Annotated in this window: 11 protein-coding genes; 5 read left to right on the forward strand and 6 right to left on the reverse strand. The window is 60.8% G+C overall.

Going from position 1 to position 15,308, the window contains the following annotated elements:
* The first annotated feature begins 44 nt into the window (after positions 1-44).
* Together OKW45_RS27615 and OKW45_RS27620 are read left to right on the forward strand one after the other, a co-directional pair.
* Entirely contained in the window at positions 45-1,307 is a 1,263-nt protein-coding gene (locus OKW45_RS27615; RefSeq protein ID WP_429472264.1) for an ABC transporter permease, read from the forward strand.
* 4 nt (positions 1,308-1,311) lie between these two features.
* Positions 1,312-2,151 (forward strand): ABC transporter permease, encoded by an 840-nt coding sequence (locus OKW45_RS27620; protein ID WP_018419953.1) that lies wholly within the window; start codon positions 1,312-1,314, stop codon positions 2,149-2,151.
* Positions 2,152-2,189: 38 nt separating this feature from the next.
* Here OKW45_RS27620 and OKW45_RS27625 read toward each other — a convergent pair.
* Positions 2,190-3,007, reverse strand: a protein-coding gene (locus tag OKW45_RS27625) for an IS5 family transposase (RefSeq protein ID WP_429472266.1) whose coding sequence is annotated in 2 segments (ribosomal slippage) — positions 2,190-2,659 and positions 2,659-3,007 — 819 coding nt in all. Because the reading frame shifts where the segments join, the coding sequence is not laid out codon by codon here.
* Positions 3,008-3,212: 205 nt separating this feature from the next.
* Between OKW45_RS27625 and acuI the strand changes: the two genes are divergently transcribed.
* Positions 3,213-4,220: an acrylyl-CoA reductase (NADPH) gene (acuI, locus tag OKW45_RS27630; RefSeq protein WP_429473373.1), complete on the forward strand. Its 1,008-nt coding sequence runs from the start codon at positions 3,213-3,215 to the stop codon at positions 4,218-4,220.
* Between the two features lie 113 nt (positions 4,221-4,333).
* Here acuI and OKW45_RS27635 read toward each other — a convergent pair whose 3' ends face one another.
* Both OKW45_RS27635 and OKW45_RS27640 read right to left on the reverse strand, forming a co-directional pair.
* Positions 4,334-5,845 (reverse strand): CoA-acylating methylmalonate-semialdehyde dehydrogenase, encoded by a 1,512-nt coding sequence (locus tag OKW45_RS27635; RefSeq protein ID WP_429472268.1) that lies wholly within the window; start codon positions 5,843-5,845, stop codon positions 4,334-4,336.
* A 154-nt stretch (positions 5,846-5,999) separates the two neighbouring features.
* The gene (locus OKW45_RS27640; RefSeq protein ID WP_429472270.1) at positions 6,000-7,157 is read right to left on the reverse strand and encodes an iron-containing alcohol dehydrogenase; all 1,158 of its coding nucleotides are present in this window, start codon (positions 7,155-7,157) and stop codon (positions 6,000-6,002) included.
* Positions 7,158-8,091: 934 nt separating this feature from the next.
* On the opposite strand from OKW45_RS27640, the gene OKW45_RS27645 reads away from it, so the two are divergent.
* Positions 8,092-9,021: a LysR family transcriptional regulator gene (locus OKW45_RS27645; protein ID WP_018419949.1), complete on the forward strand. Its 930-nt coding sequence runs from the start codon at positions 8,092-8,094 to the stop codon at positions 9,019-9,021.
* The gene (gene dctA, locus OKW45_RS27650; RefSeq protein ID WP_429472272.1) at positions 9,018-10,319 is read left to right on the forward strand and encodes a C4-dicarboxylate transporter DctA; all 1,302 of its coding nucleotides are present in this window, start codon (positions 9,018-9,020) and stop codon (positions 10,317-10,319) included. The genes OKW45_RS27645 and dctA overlap by 4 nt, the downstream gene beginning before the upstream one ends.
* A gap of 15 nt (positions 10,320-10,334) precedes the next feature.
* Here the strand turns inward: dctA and OKW45_RS27655 are convergent, their stop codons facing one another.
* The 3 genes from OKW45_RS27655 to OKW45_RS27665 all read right to left on the reverse strand — a co-directional run bounded on the left by OKW45_RS27655 (position 10,335) and on the right by OKW45_RS27665 (position 15,300).
* On the reverse strand, positions 10,335-11,117 hold the full coding sequence (locus tag OKW45_RS27655; protein ID WP_429472274.1) for a substrate-binding domain-containing protein: 783 nt from the start codon (positions 11,115-11,117) through the stop codon (positions 10,335-10,337).
* 45 nt (positions 11,118-11,162) lie between these two features.
* On the reverse strand, positions 11,163-12,461 hold the full coding sequence (locus OKW45_RS27660; protein ID WP_429472276.1) for an MFS transporter: 1,299 nt from the start codon (positions 12,459-12,461) through the stop codon (positions 11,163-11,165).
* Between the two features lie 139 nt (positions 12,462-12,600).
* Positions 12,601-15,300 carry a CoA-binding protein gene (locus OKW45_RS27665; protein ID WP_429473374.1) on the reverse strand — a complete coding sequence of 900 codons (2,700 nt, stop codon included), beginning with the start codon at positions 15,298-15,300 and terminating at the stop codon, positions 12,601-12,603.
* Between the last annotated feature and the right edge of the window lie 8 nt (positions 15,301-15,308).

Below are 15,308 nucleotides of genomic sequence, written 5' to 3' on the forward strand. Positions count from 1 at the left end.
GCGTACCCATCGCTCGAACGCAGGGGTACGCGAAGGAGAGAGACATGAGCGCGGTAACTACTCAGCAGCAGGATTGGCATTTGCGTGAGCTCAAGCGATCGCTCAGGAACGTGAATTTACGTAAGCAGATGGCGGCGCTGGCGCTGGTCGCTCCTCTTGCTATTTTCATTTTTCTGGTATTCGTGATGCCCGTTGCATCCATGATTTCGCGGTCGATTCAGAGTCCGGAAGTCGTTGACGCGTTGCCAGACACGACGGCGGCGCTGCGAAACTGGGATCGGAAATCGGCAGTTCCGGATGACGCTTTTCGCGGGCTGATGCTCGATATCGAGCGCAACGGCGGGAACAACAGTTCGGGTACCGCTGCCGGTCGACTGAACGGGCAGAAGGAGGGTTTCCGTTCGTTGTTTTACAAGACTTCGAGCGCACTTCCGTTCGGCGACAATGATTCAGCGCTGCCTGCGCACGAGGTTCGACAAAAACTGATCGAAATCGACAGGCGTTGGGAAGATCCCGGTTACTGGCAGGCAATAGCTAAAGATTCATCCCGATACACAAGCCAGTATCTCCTCGCGACGATGGACTACCGTCGCAATTCTGCCGGTGACATCGTTCCGGTTGATCCAGGCGCCTCGGCATATCGGGAGGTATTCCAGCGAACGTTCGTGATTAGCGGCCTGGTAACGTTCGCCGCGCTGCTCCTCGGCTACCCCCTGGCATACTGGATCTCCAGTCTGCCGGCGGGTAAGGCAAATCTGCTGATGATCCTGGTGCTCCTTCCCTTCTGGACTTCGATCCTCGTGCGGATCTCCGCCTGGATTGTCATCCTTCAAGGATCTGGCCTCGTCAACAAGGCGTTGCTGTCGCTGGACCTGATATCGTCTCCATTGACACTGCTGTTCAACCGGACGGGGGTGCTGATCTCGATGACTCATATCCTCCTGCCGTTCATGATCCTGCCGCTGTACAGCGTCATGAAATCGGTGCCAGCCAGCTATACGAAGGCAGCGATCTCGCTGGGTAGTCACCCGTTCGGCGCGTTCTGGAAGGTCTACTTTCCGCAAACGCTGCCAGGAGTCGGCGCCGGCGGACTGCTGGTATTCATCACGGCGTTGGGCTACTACATTACTCCGGCATTGCTGGGCGGAGCCGGCGACCAGATGGTGAGCTACTACATCGCCTATTTCACGAACGTGGCCTTGAACTGGGGGATGGCGTGCGCACTGGGAGCGGTTCTGCTTCTTGTGACGTTGATACTCTTCGGTGTTTATCGAAAGATCGTCGGCAACGAACTGAAGGTAGGTTAGGACCATGAAAACGACCGTATCGCGTTTTGCACCTTATACGTCGGCTCCCGAGATCGCGTGGCACTACTTTTTGCGATCGACCAATGTCATGATCCTGCTTTTTCTGGTCTTGCCGATACTGGTGATCATCCCGCTTTCTTTCACGGACAATACATTCCTGGTCTATCCGATACACAAGTTCTCGTTCAAGTGGTACCACAATCTGTTCACGTCCATTGACTGGCTTCGTGCCGGAAAAAACAGCTTCATCGTAACCCCGCTTGCCACGATCTTGGCCACTGTCCTCGGGACGTTGGCCGCGTTAGGCCTCAACAAGGCGACGTTCAAAGGCAAGGGCGCGCTGATCGGCATTTTGATCTCGCCGATGATCGTGCCGGTGATCGTCACTGCCGTCGGGATGTATCTGTTCTTTGCGAAGTGGGGGTTAGCCGGGTCGTACCTTGGTCTGATTTTGGGTCATACCGCTATCGCTGCTCCATTCGTGGTGGTCACTGTCAACGCCACCCTTGCCGGGTTCAACCAGAATTACGTGCGCGCGAGCCTGAGCCTCGGTGCGTCGCCCGTCAAGACGTTCTTCTCCGTCACCCTGCCCATCATTGCGCCGGGCGTTATTTCTGGAGCCCTGTTTGCATTCGCAACGTCGCTCGATGATGTCGTCATCACGATGTTCATCGCGGGTCCGACACAAGGTACATTGCCGTTGCAGATGTTCATCGGCCTCCGGGAAAACATTACTCCGACGATTGCTGCCCTTGCGACAATTCTGATTGTATTTTCCAGCCTGCTTCTGGTGACGATGGAGTGGCTGAGGTCCAGAAGCGCGGCGCGACAGATAGCGACGTGACATTGCTTGCCGCGGCACCTGTCGCCTTAGAGAGTGTTTCAAAAAGAGTCGTCCGAGCGCCGAAGTGTTCGCCAGCAGATCAGGCAACAGGCGAGTTTAAGGAGCCCTTCATGGATGTCGGCACGACGCTCATATCGAGTACGAAGGCGGCGAAATCCATGCAGCCACGCATTGGTTCGCTCGACGACCCAACGGACCTTACCCAGACCGCTGCCATGGGGTTCGCCACGCCGGGCGATCGATGTGGGGATGCCGACAGCGTGCAAGGGCCGGCGATACTTGTCGTGGTCGTAAGCGCGATCCGCATAGATTCGGGCCGGTTTGCGAAGTGGTCGACCGCGCAAGCCACGAACCGGCGGGATCGCATCGACCAGTGGAAGCAGTTGCGTGATGTCGTTGCGGTTCGCGCCAGTCAGGATGACCGCGAGCGGCGTACCGTTGGCGTCGGTGGCGACGTGATGTTTGGAACCGGGTCGCGCACGATCGGTGGGGTTCGGTCCAGTTTTTCGCCCGCCCCAACCGCTCGAACAGAAGTGGAATCGATGACGACGCGAGAAAAATCGATCCGGTCGGCGGCACGCAACTTTGCGAGCAGGATCTCGTGGAGCCGATCCCAGACGCCGGCCTGTTGCCAGTCGCGCAAGCGCCGCCAGCAACTGATACCCGATCCGCAACCCATTTCGGCGGGCAGATCGCTCCAGCGAATGCCGCTTTTGAGCACGAACAGTATCCCGGTCAGTGCGGCCCGATTGGCCACGGGCTTGCGCCCTGGATACCGGAAGCGTCTCGGTCTTGCTGGCGGTAGAAGTGGTTCGATCAGTGCCCACAATTCGTCGTCGATGATTTGCCTGGCCATCTCCTCGCTCCGCTCGTCACAACGGTCGAGGTTAACAGCTTTGCGTTTGAGTTAACAGTAGCCGTAGCTCTTTTTGAAACATCGTCTTATGCCCGTGGAGGCCGTCGGGCATGGCGTAGTGGTACATCCTTGAATGGTTTATGTTGTCTGGATGTATCACTTCGCCATGCCTGACCGCCTGCGTTTACCGTCAGAGAGGACAAGCATGGCTTTTTCAGCCCTTTATCTGCAGCAGAATGACAGCGGTTTTTCGGCCGGGGTTACCAGCCTCGATGACCGAACCCTCGACGAGCATCCCCTCGCAGCCGGCGAAGTGCTCATTCGTATCGCGCACTCGACGCTTAACTACAAGGACGCGCTAGCGGTCACGAACCGCGGTCCGGTCGTACGCGCCTGGCCAATGGTCGCGGGTATCGATGGCGCCGGTGAGGTGGTGACATCGACAGATTCTCGCTGGAAAGCGGGAGATATTGTCCTCGTCAACGGATGGGGCCTCGGCGAAACACACTGGGGGTGCCTCGCAGAGAAAGCCCGCCTGAAGGCCGACTGGCTGATTGCGGTACCGCAGGGACTATCAACGGCCGAAAGCATGGCAATCGGGACGGCCGGCTACACGGCGATGCTATCCTGCCTTGCGCTGGAACAGGCCGGTGTCAAGCCGGCCGACGGTGAAGTCCTCGTGACCGGCGCGAGCGGCGGTGTGGGCAGCGTGGCAATCTCGCTATTGAGCAGTTGGGGATTTACGGTCGTGGCGTCGACGGGCAAGCCCGAGCAGGCGCATTTTCTGAGGCGTATCGGCGCCGCCGATGTGGTCGATCGGGACTCGCTGTCGGCAGCCGGCAAGCCGTTGCAGAAAGAGCGCTGGGCGGCGGTTGTGGATTCTGTCGGCTCGCATACGCTTGCCAACGCATGCGCACAGACGAAATATGGCGGCGTCGTGACGGCGTGTGGTCTCGCGCAAGGCATGGAGTTCCCGGCGAACGTTGCACCGTTCATTCTGCGCGGTATAAAACTGCTGGGCATCGACTCGGTTATGTGTCCGATCGCTCATCGTCAGATTGCGTGGAACCGGCTCGCTGCGAATCTGGATCGAGCAAAGCTCGCCGAACTCACGCACCGAATAGCGTTGCACGACGTGCCGGAGGCAGCCGCGCAAATGATGGATGGAAAGCTGAGCGGTCGCACGGTTGTCGACATTTGCCGCAGCGCATGATGTCGGGCGCTTCCGTTCGGATTTGAAGGTCTGCTACTTCAGGACCGGTGGTGTGCTCTCCCGTGCCGGGATGTGGCAGCACGGGAGCTGTAGCGGGTTTTGCAGTGGAAAGACTATCTCGCCGTCGGCATCGCGAATTCGGCACCTTGCTCGATACTGTCCGGCCAGCGTTGCATGATTGACTTCTGACGCGTATAGAACCGGACGCCTTCCTCGCCATACGCGTGCGTGTCACCGAACAAGCTACGCTTCCAGCCGCCAAATCCGTGCCACGCCATCGGTACCGGGATCGGCACGTTGATGCCAACCATTCCAACCTCTATTCTCCGGCCGAACTCGCGCGCGATGTGTCCGTCGCGAGTGTAACAGGCGACGCCATTGCCGAATTCGTGCGCGTTGACCAGGTCGACGGCCTCTGTAAAGTCCTTCGCGCGGACGCAGGACAGCACCGGTCCGAAGATTTCCTCTTGATAGATTCGCATCTCGGGCGTGACGTGGTCGAACAACGTGGCACCGGTAAAAAAGCCTTCCTCGTGCCCCGGAACTTTGAGGCCACGTCCATCGACAACCAGCGACGCGCCTTCTTCGACGCCAATCGCGATGTAGTTTTCAATGCGTTCCAGCGCCTGACGTGTGACGATCGGCCCCATCTCGGCGTCGGCCTCCATGCCGTTCTTTACTATTACGGAGCGTGCTCGATCAGCGAGCCGCGGAATCAGCTTGTCCCCAACGTCGCCTACGAGGACTGCTACCGAGATCGCCATGCACCGTTCACCCGCGGAGCCGTAGCCTGCGCCGACCAAAGCGTCGACGGCTTGATCAATGTCAGCGTCGGGCATCACAACCATGTGATTCTTCGCTCCGCCAAGCGCCTGGATCCGTTTTCCGTGCTTTGCCCCCGTCTCGTAGATGTAGTTGGCAATCGGCGTCGAACCGACGAAACTGATCGCTTTTACGTCAGGATGCTCGAGTAGTGCGTCCACGACTACCTTGTCCCCCTGCACGACGTTGAACACGCCGTCAGGCAACCCGGCTTCCTGCAGCAGGCGGGCCATGTAGAGCGAAGCTGACGGATCACGCTCGCTGGGCTTCAGAATGAACGCATTGCCTGCGGCGATCGCGATCGGAAACATCCAGCAAGGAACCATGCACGGAAAGTTAAAAGGCGTGATTCCCGCGACAACGCCGAGGGGTTGCCGGGTCGTCCAGTTGTCGATGTCGGTCGACACCTGTTCCGTATGATCGCCCTTCAGCAATTGCGGAATGCCGCAGGCAAACTCGATCACATCAATGCCCCGTGCTACTTCGCCTTGCGCATCGCTGAACACTTTTCCATGCTCGGCCGTCATGATCGCTGCCAGCTCGTCCTTGTGCTGGTTCATCAGTTCGAGAAAGCGGCGCATGACGCGCGCGCGACGGATGGGGGGCGTATTGCTCCATCCCTGGAATGCCCGTGTCCCTGACGCTACTGCGGCACTTACGTCGGACGCGTCGCCGAGGTGCACCATGCGTGCAGGAGAACCGGTCGCGGGGTTGAATATCGGCTGCTTTCGAGTGCCTGAGCCAGGCACGTGGCGACCGTTGATGAAGTGAACCACGTCTGCGTCGTCGTTGAAGGGCTGCATTTCATACTCCTTGCTGGGATTGGAACAGGTTCTAAGTGCCACAAAAACGGGCGATGGGAATAGGCTTTTGCCTTCCGATGGCAAGAGCTGTTGTTGCATCTGAATGACCGTCACTTCGACAGATCAGATGCGGTTTTTTTGAGGGGGAATTCGCTTACCAGAGACCGCGGTAGAGCTCGACCATTTCCGCGACCGAGGGCACGCGTGGGTTATTGCCAGGCGAGCCAGAGGCCAGAGCCTGCTGTGCCATGGTCGGCATTAAGCTGAAGAAGCGCTCGCGGTCGATACCAAATTGTTCGGGCATCGGCACCTGAAGGTCAGCGTTGATCGACCGCAATTCAGCGAGCAACCTGGCATTGGCGGTCTGCGTACTGTCCTGCCTGTCGGCCACGCCCATGGCACGAGCGCAATCAGCGTAGCGTTCTTCCGCCGCCGGGATCGAGAACGCGGTCACACTGGGCAGCAGCATGGCGTTGGACAGGCCATGGGGAACGTGGAAAAAAGCGCCGATCGGTCGACTCATGCCGTGTACCAGCGCCACGGATGCGGCGGAGAACGCCACACCCGCGAGCGTCGAACCGAGCATCAGGGCTTCGCGGGCGGCTGTATCCTGGCCCGATCGATAGGCTTTACGCAGATTGGGGCCAATCAAGCGCATGGCCGCCAAGGCCTGACTGTCGCTGTACAGGTTGGCTTTCTGGCTAACGTAGGCCTCGATCGCGTGGGTCAGCGCATCAATACCCGTATCGGCGGTGACGCGCGGCGGCAGGCTGAGGGTCAGGTTATAGTCGACCAAGGCTGCCACGGGCATGAAGCCAATGCCCACACAGAGCATTTTTTCGTCGTTCTGCTCGTCAGTGATGATCGTGAAGCGGGTCACTTCCGAGCCGGTTCCCGCAGTGGTGGGCACCGCGATAATGGGCAACCCAACCTCGGTAACAATGCGCGGAAATTTATAGTCGCGCATTTCTCCACCATGCCTGGCAAGAACGCCAATCGCCTTGGCGCTGTCGATCGGACTGCCGCCGCCCAGTGCAATGATGCTGTCGTAGTCTCCTGCGCGAGCCTTCTCCACGCCAGCTCGAATCGAGTCAACCGTGGGCTCGGGGACCGTATCAGCGAAAATTTCGGCTGTCATGCCATTGGCGGCGAGATTTTCCTGAATGCGCCCGGCATAGCCCAGCTGCACCATCATCTTGTCAGTGATGATCAGAGGGCGACTGCAGCCGAGAGTCGCCAGAACCGCGGGAACTGTCTCGCTGGCGTTGGCGCCGACCTGAAGGATGCGCGGCAAAATCACTTGGTTAGACATATCGAATCCAGTATTAATGTCGGTTAAATATAAAAAGCTATCCGGGATCTAATCATTAATTGAAGTCTTCGTCTCGATGCCTTGTCTTTTTGATAATTTAGATAATAAAACATCGATATCCTTGATATTGGGAATGGTGAAAATTGCCGGAGCGGTATGATTTTCGGTGTTCCTTAATTCCCAGTTAGGCATCACCTGTTCGAGAGGTCCCTGCAGGCGTGCATCGCGATGACGCAATAAATCCCGCGTCATTAATAGAGGTAGCAGCAAGGTGATATGCCCATGGCCGGGCCGGCCGTGTGTTGGCCGAAGTGAATGGCCCCTGACTTCGTAAGCCGGTAGTTGATTAAGCTTCTGTCCATATGACTCATCGACTCGTCTCCCGGACCCGCAGATTTTCTGCAATGCAGGTCATCATTGTCATAGGTAGCCGTCAGCACTGATCAATCGCGTTTCGGCTGCAAGCTGCCGTGGCGGCGCGCTGAGGTTACTGTCGGGTAGAACGAGGAGCGGGTAAAGCAATAAAAAAGACGATAATGGGTCCGCTTTACTTATGGCTTTGGCCGTCGGGGGCGAGCTGGAAGGCTATTTTTGCCCATCCCCCGAAACTGAAATCCTCCGAAAACCGCTGCCAGGCTTGGCTTTTAGGGGTGTACTGCAGCAAAAATAGCCGACCGGTTTATTCTCCACATCGGGAATCGAACTCCCGCAAAGCGTATTGCAAGTCGAGGTCACGACGGCTGTTCTTGCCATCCTTCGGTCCGGGCTTCGTGTCGCTGCAACGCTGTGCCTGACTATCGCTTATCGTATCGGGTCGGCTCCCGATCCCGCCTTCGGTAACCCCCTCGCGGGCTAATCGCCGGGTGTTGTCCTCAATGGGCGCTTTCACCCGCATCATGCAAAATAGCCGCATCGAAAATGCGGAGGATGACCCGTGGGTGTCAACTTCGACCTGAACGATTTGCAGGCGTTTCGAGCTGTCGTGGAATTGGGTAGCTTCCGCAAAGCAGCGGAGGCGGTCAATATTTCGCAGCCAGCGCTGAGCCGGCGCATCGAGAAGCTCGAAGCGGCGCTCGGCGTGCGGCTCTTCGAGCGGACCACCCGCAGCGTGACGCTCACCACCATAGGTCGCGTGTTCGCCCCAAGCGCGGAACAACTTCTCGACGATCTCGATGTCGCATTGCTCGGCATCCGCGACGTCTCCAGCAGCCGCCTCGGTCATGTGACCATCGCATGCGTGCCGTCGGTCGCCTACTATTTCCTGCCGAGCGTCGTTGCTGCCTATCACAGCCGCTATCCGCGTATCCGGGTCAAGCTGCTGGACTCGAGCGCCAACGAAGTGCTCGGCTCGGTCATCAGCGGTGAAGCCGATTTCGGCGTCAGCTTCATGGGCAGCCAGGAAACCGAGGTCGAGTTCAAGGTCCTGCTGCAGGAACGGTTCGTCGCCGCGTGCCGTCGCGATCATCCCCTTGCCCGGAAAAAGCAGGTGACCTGGAACGAGCTTTATGAACACGAATATGTATCCGTGGACAAGACTTCTGGCAACCGCCTGCTGCTCGATCAGGCGTTGACCAAGGTGGCGCCGGCAACGCCGAGCGTTTGCGAGACTCGCCATGTCACCACCATGCTCGGCCTGATCGAAGCGGGACTCGGTGTGGCAGCGGTGCCTTCAATGGCAATGCCCATGCGCGATCATCCGATTTTGACCAGCGTGGCGCTCGTCGATCCGGTCGTGACGAGGCGAGTGGGTATTGTCAGACGCCGGGGACGTCCTCTCGCGCCGGCCGCGCAGCAGTTCTATCAGACGATTCTCGACACGAAGCGCAGCGGCATGGCCCGCGCGGCGAAGAAGACCCCGAAATGACACTGCCAAGGCCATTCCGGCTGCTTTACGTCCAGGTCCTGCTTGGAATGGGACTCGGCATGACCGTCGGGCACTTCTGGCCACAGGTAGGCGCGTCGCTGAAACCGCTCAGCGATGCGTTCGTCGCGCTGGTTCGCATGATGATCGCGCCAATCGTCTTCTGCACGATCGTCATCGGCATCACGTCGCTTGCGAGCGGCTCGAAGATCGGCCGGACCATCCTGAAGGCGCTCGCGTTGTTCTACGTGCTCACCATCGTTGCGCTCGTTCTGGGCCTGGCGACCGCGTTCGCCCTGCATCCGGGTGCGGGACTGCACATCGACGCGCATCATCTGGACACGGCCATCCTGGCGCAGTATTCGACGCGCACGCAGTCGCACGGGCTCGTCGAGTTCGCACTGCATCTGATTCCGGAGACGCTCGTCGGCGCCTTCGAGAAAGGCGAGGTTCTGCCGGTCCTGCTGCTTGCCCTTCTGTTCGGCTTCGCACTGAACGCCAGCGGAAGCGCCGGACGGCGAGTGCAGGAATTCATCGATAGCGTCGCACACGTGCTGTTCCGCATCCTCGCGCTGATCATGCGGCTTGCCCCCGTCGGGGCGTTCGGCGCGATGGCGTTTACGGTGGGCCGTTTCGGCATCCGTTCGATTGGCTCGCTCGGCATGCTGATGTTGTCGTTCTATGCGGCGTGCCTGCTGTTCGTCGTCTGCGTGCTCGGTCCCCTCGCACGCCTGCATCGCTTCTCCCTCTGGCGTCTGCTGCGCTACATTCGCGAGGAACTCGTCATCGTGCTCGCGACGTCGTCGACCGAACCGGTGCTGCCGCGTCTCATCGTCAAGCTCGAAGCGCTTGGCTGCGACAAGGGCATCGTGGGTCTCGTGCTGCCCGCCGGCTATTCCTTCAATCTCGACGGCACGGCGATCTACCTGACGCTCGCCTCGATGTTCATCGCGCAAGCGTGCGATGTACACCTCTCGGGCGGCCGGATCGCGACGATGCTCGTGGTCATGCTGATCACGTCGAAGGGCGCGGCGGGCGTGTCGGGCAGCGGACTGGTTGCGCTCGTCGCGACGCTCACCGTCATTCCCGATCTGCCGGTTGCAGGCGTCGCGCTACTGGTCGGCATCGATCGCTTTATGTCCGAGGCGCGTGCCCTGACGAGTGTGATCAGCAACGCCTGCGCGGTGATCTTCGTATCGATGTGGGAGCGCGCCTGCGACCGAACGCGTCTGAAGGATGCATTGAGCCTGGCGCATGCGCCCGAAGAAGCTTTCGATCAGCCCGCCGACCTGCCGGGCTGAATTGTTGCCGTCGTCTCAATGCGTGGCGATGGAATCGAGCCCGGTCGATGTCACCTCCGGCTGCGCGGCGGGCGACGCGAGATAGTCGAGCAGCGCTTTCGCCTCCTTCGGATGCTGCGCGCCGACCGGGATGCCGGCCGCAAAGCGCGTGACGGACTGTATCGACTCCGGAATCTTGCCGACGTAAGCCGCGCCCTTCACCGGGAGCAACTCGCTCACCTGCTGAAATCCCACTTCGTAGTCGCCGGTTGCAACCACCGACGCCACCGGGATCTTCGGGATCATTTTCGCCTTGTTCTTCACCTGTTCCTCGATGCCGAGCCGCTTGAACAACTCGCGCTCGATATAGACGCCGCTCGCGCTATCCGAGTAAGCGATCGACCGGGCATGCAGCAAGGTTTCCTTGAGCGCCGCCTCAGACCCGATGTCGGGCTTCGGCGCGCCATCGCGCACGACCATCCCGATGCGCGAATCCGCGAGCTCGACGCGCGAATCGGGGATCACCTTGCCCTGCTTGATGAGGTCGTCGAGTGCATAGCCGACCATGATCACCACGTCGGCGGGCTCGCCGCGCTGAAGCCGGTTCGGAATGGCCTCCGGCGACTTGCCCATCGACGGTCCGAGCGCGGTATCGAGCGTGTTGCCTGTGGACGCCGCGAACTTGGGGCCGAGCAGCTTGTAGGCGGCGGTGAAGCCGCCAGAGCTCATCACGTGCAGATCGGCGGCCTGCACGTTCGCCGCAGCGGCGCCGCTGCCGAGGAGCGCCGCGGCGCAGAGTTTCAGAAGGATGGATTTCATGGTTGAAAGAACGTCAGGCTGAAGTTCGAGGAGCGAAGCGATGCTTCAGGAAGCCGCATGCAGCGGAATGCGATGGCGCCGATACAGTGCGAGTGTGGCGCCGAGCCCGCACACCGCGGCGAAGCTCATCCAGTAGCCCGGCGCGGCCTTATCGCCCGTCATGTGAATGAGCGCGGTCGAGATAACGGGTGTGAAACCGCCAAAGACCGCCGTCGCGAGGCTGTAGGCCAGCGAGAATCCAGCGACACGCACTTCGACCGGCATCACTTCGGTGAGCGCGACGATCATCGCGCCGTTGTACATCCCGTACATGAACGAGAGCCAGAGCAGCACGAGCAGCATGTTGACGAAGCTCGGCGCGTGAGCCAGCAGCGAAAGCGCGGGGTAGGCGGTCGCAATTGCCAGGATCGTCATTCCGAGAAGGAGCGGACGGCGTCCGATCCGGTCCGATAGGGCGCCACCGATCGGCAGCCAGATGAAGTTGGAGATCCCCACGCACAGCGTGACGAGCAGGCTATCGGCGGTGCTCAGATGCAGGACCGTCTTGCCAAACGTCGGCGCATACACCGTGATCAGATAGAAGCTCGTGGTGGTCATTGCGACCAGCAGCACGCCCGCGATCACGACATTCCAGTTCTGCACGAGCGTCGTAAAGACTTCTTTCATGCTCGGGCGATGCTGGCGCTGTTTGAATTCCTGCGTTTCCTCGAGATTGCGCCGCAAGATGAAGATGAACGGCACGATCATGCAGCCGACGAAGAACGGCACGCGCCATCCCCACGCAGCGATCGCCGCCGTATCGAGCCACTGATTGAGCGAGAAGCCGAGCGCGGCAGCGATGACGATCGCCACTTGCTGGCTCGCCGACTGCCAGCTCGTGAAGAAACCCTTGCGGCCCGGCGTCGCCATCTCGGCGAGATAAACCGATACGCCGCCCAGTTCCGCACCCGCGGAGAAGCCCTGCAGCAGACGGCCAATGAGAACCAAGGCCGGGGCGAATAGTCCGATCGTCGCATAGCCGGGCACGAACGCGATCAGGATGGTGCCGCTCGCCATGATCGACAGCGTGACAATCAGGCCCTTGCGGCGACCGACATCGTCGATATACGCGCCGAGGATGATCGCGCCGAGCGGCCGCATCAGGAAGCCCGCGCCGAACACTGCGAACGTCATCATCAGTGAAGCGAACTCGCTCCCCGCCGGGAAAAAGACCGCGGCAATCTGCGTGGCATAGAAGCCGAACAGGAAGAAGTCGAACTGCTCCAGGAAGTTGCCTGCCGTCACGCGTAGCACGGCGAATGCCTTCGATTGCCCGGGGGCCAGCGGGGGTGAGGAGGGATGCATCGAGGTGTCTCCAGAAATTTTGAACTTGCGGTGTTCGGGCGATTTGTTGTTTGTCGAATGTTCGCTCGGACCACACGAAACGATAAGTGCTATTTTCGAAACGATTGATGTCCGTTGGTTATCAGTGTCGGCGAAGCGCTCAAGCTACGAAGCGGCACTGGGACGCGGGCGTTCGGGTGTCCATGTTGCGTCCGCGGTTCAGGTGATCGTCGATTTCCGCCGCGCATCCGAGCATGCGCGGATAAAGGAAGATCGTGAACGCGGCGGTTTCGAGATCGGACTCGCTGAATTCACCACGTTGCAGCGGCTGCCACAGCATCTTCAGCAGCAATGCGGCGATCACCGCATCGACATTGACGCAATAGACGTTGCGCGAGACGCCTGCCTCGAACAACGCCTGCACCAGCTCGCGGTAGTACGCATGGAACACGTTGTATTCACCGCGCTTCCCGCGCAGTTCCGCGATGAACACTTCGCGCGGGTCGTGGTTGACCGGTCTGTCCTTGAAGACGGGATGGTTCACGCCCGGCAGCTTCGCGATATCGAGGCTGCCCGCATGCTTCTGCCGCGCCTTGTACTGCGCATAGCGCTCGACGGAGCGCTCGGCGAGCGAGCGCAGGTCCACGCCGTGGCCGGGCTTCGACGGATCGTCCAGCGCGGTTTCCCTGAAAGCATCCATCAGGAACGCGATACCCTCGTACCCGTTCCCGCCGTGCGTGTAGCCGGTATGCGAGAGAAAGCCGACCAGCGCCTTGTTGAGCTGCACGCGCTCGGGGCTTTCCGGGCCGTCGGCGGATACCGCGCCCTTTGCTCCCTGCGCCGAGATGGCTCCCGGACCGTTGGTGAGCAGCAGACCGACGAGCGTCTTGAAGGCGAACAGGTCGTCCGGACCCGGCTTCAGGTTGAGCAGCGCGGCGAAGCCGATTTCGGTGAGACTGCGCTCGTTCAGCAATTCGTCGGTGGAGAAGCCGCAGAAACCGTCCGGGCGATGCCGCGATGCGTCAGCCGATGCACCGATCAGCGTCCCAAACAGCATGCTCCACCAGGGCAGGCTTTCGGCGGTCACGCGCGAGATGCGCTTGCGCATGAGCGGGCCCCACGCCAGCGTCGTCGTGATCGCGGCCAGCACCGCGTCGCCGGTCGGGTGAGCGGGCTGAGACGTGAGCCAGCGCACGAACGCCGATTTCGCGCCGCGCGCGGCGAGTCCCGCGAGCATTGCTTCGGCGAGCGGATCGCGGGAGTCGGTGAAGAACTGTTCACAGCCGCTTGCGTCGATGCGTGCGACGTCGAAGGTTTCATTCAGCGCGTCGGCAAGACCAGCGGCCGCAAAACGATCGATCAGCCACCTGGTGACGTCCCGCGCCGCGCGCTGACGTTTCGGCCCGACGATCGACGCCGCGGCGGCCAGAATGGCGTTGGGTGCATTGCCGGCCTCGCGTGCTGCTTGCGCCGCCGCGAGTTCCGGCCTGCCGTGCAGATTGACGAATGCGGCGATCGCGACATCGATGAGTTTTTCGTCGTTTTCTCCGCCGAACTCGTGCAGCAGGGCAAGGCCGACGTTCGCTTCGAGCGAACGCGTCGCGGCCTCCAGCATCGACGCGCCGTGCAGGCTGCTCACCTGCGTCTTCGCATCCATCTGCGACGCGCCCGATGCGTCCTTGAGCGCCTGGCGCGGAGCGATCACGCCGATCTGCCGATTGACCTGATGGACCTGCTCGTTATACGGCGCAACAGCTTCCACGACCGGAATCCCGAGGCCCTCCGGCAGCGCGATGCCCTGATCGGAGCCAAACCACGGCTTGAGTGCGAGACTGCCCTCCGACTCGAAATCGGGCATCGTCGCGTTGGCGCGCATCACGGCGCTCAGCGCGGCCGGGATGTGCGCGATGTTCGTCACCACGGCACCCTTCGTCGAGCAGCATGGATCATCCGGCGTGAAGAGGCGCTCGACGCCGAACTTCTGCATGAACCAGCGTTCCTTGGCTTGCGCATCGTCGTTGCCGCCGGCCATCGCGCCGGCGTGGCCGACTGCCCGCGTGAGGCGGCTCTTCCACCGACCCACGACGCACGCGACGACTGGCTTCGTGAAGACCGCATCGGCCTCGTAGTAGCCACCCGGTTCGCAGTAAAGCACCGCAGCCTTGCTGCGCGCATCGTTGGCGAGTGCGAACGCGAATTCCGGCGCGGCATAGTGGATGTAGACGTCCTTGCCGCTCGAGATGACCGTCGACGTGCCCCAGCCACCCATGCGCAGGTATTGCGCAATCGTCGTGCTGAAGCCACCGGAGTTGGAGAAGATCGCGATCGAGCCCTTGCGCAACGAATCGTCAGGATTGTCGCCGCCGAGCGCTCCGCCGATCCTCACGCGATTCCACGAATCGGCGACGCCGAGGCCGTTCGCGCCGAAGATGTCGATGCCCGCCTGCTGGCCCATCGCGCGGATTTCGCGGGCGTCGTGGACCGCGATCTTCTCGGTGATGATGAAAATCTTCCGCAGCTCGGGATTCACGCGAATCAGCTCAGCGACGCCGTCGCGGGCCGCGGACGGCGGCAGGTAAACGACGCCGCAGTTGAACCGGTGTCCCGCCTGCAGCCCCTCACGGACGTTGTTGTACACGGGGATATCGCCGGCCGGCGTCGCGAGCACTTGCCCGCCCTTGCCCGGCGCGGTGCCGAATACGACGTTACCGCCCGAGAATGCGTGACTCACCGGCGTCACGTCCGACGATTCACCGCCCAGGATGTTGAGCACGCACACGCGATCCTCGCGCGTGGCGATCTGTGCGAGTGAGTTGACGCCAACGAAGTACCTGAACGTATTGCTGCCTTGCTTGTACATGTCGATCT

This window comes from Paraburkholderia lebeckiae (assembly GCF_050436225.1).
Classification (GTDB): domain Bacteria; phylum Pseudomonadota; class Gammaproteobacteria; order Burkholderiales; family Burkholderiaceae; genus Paraburkholderia; species Paraburkholderia tuberum.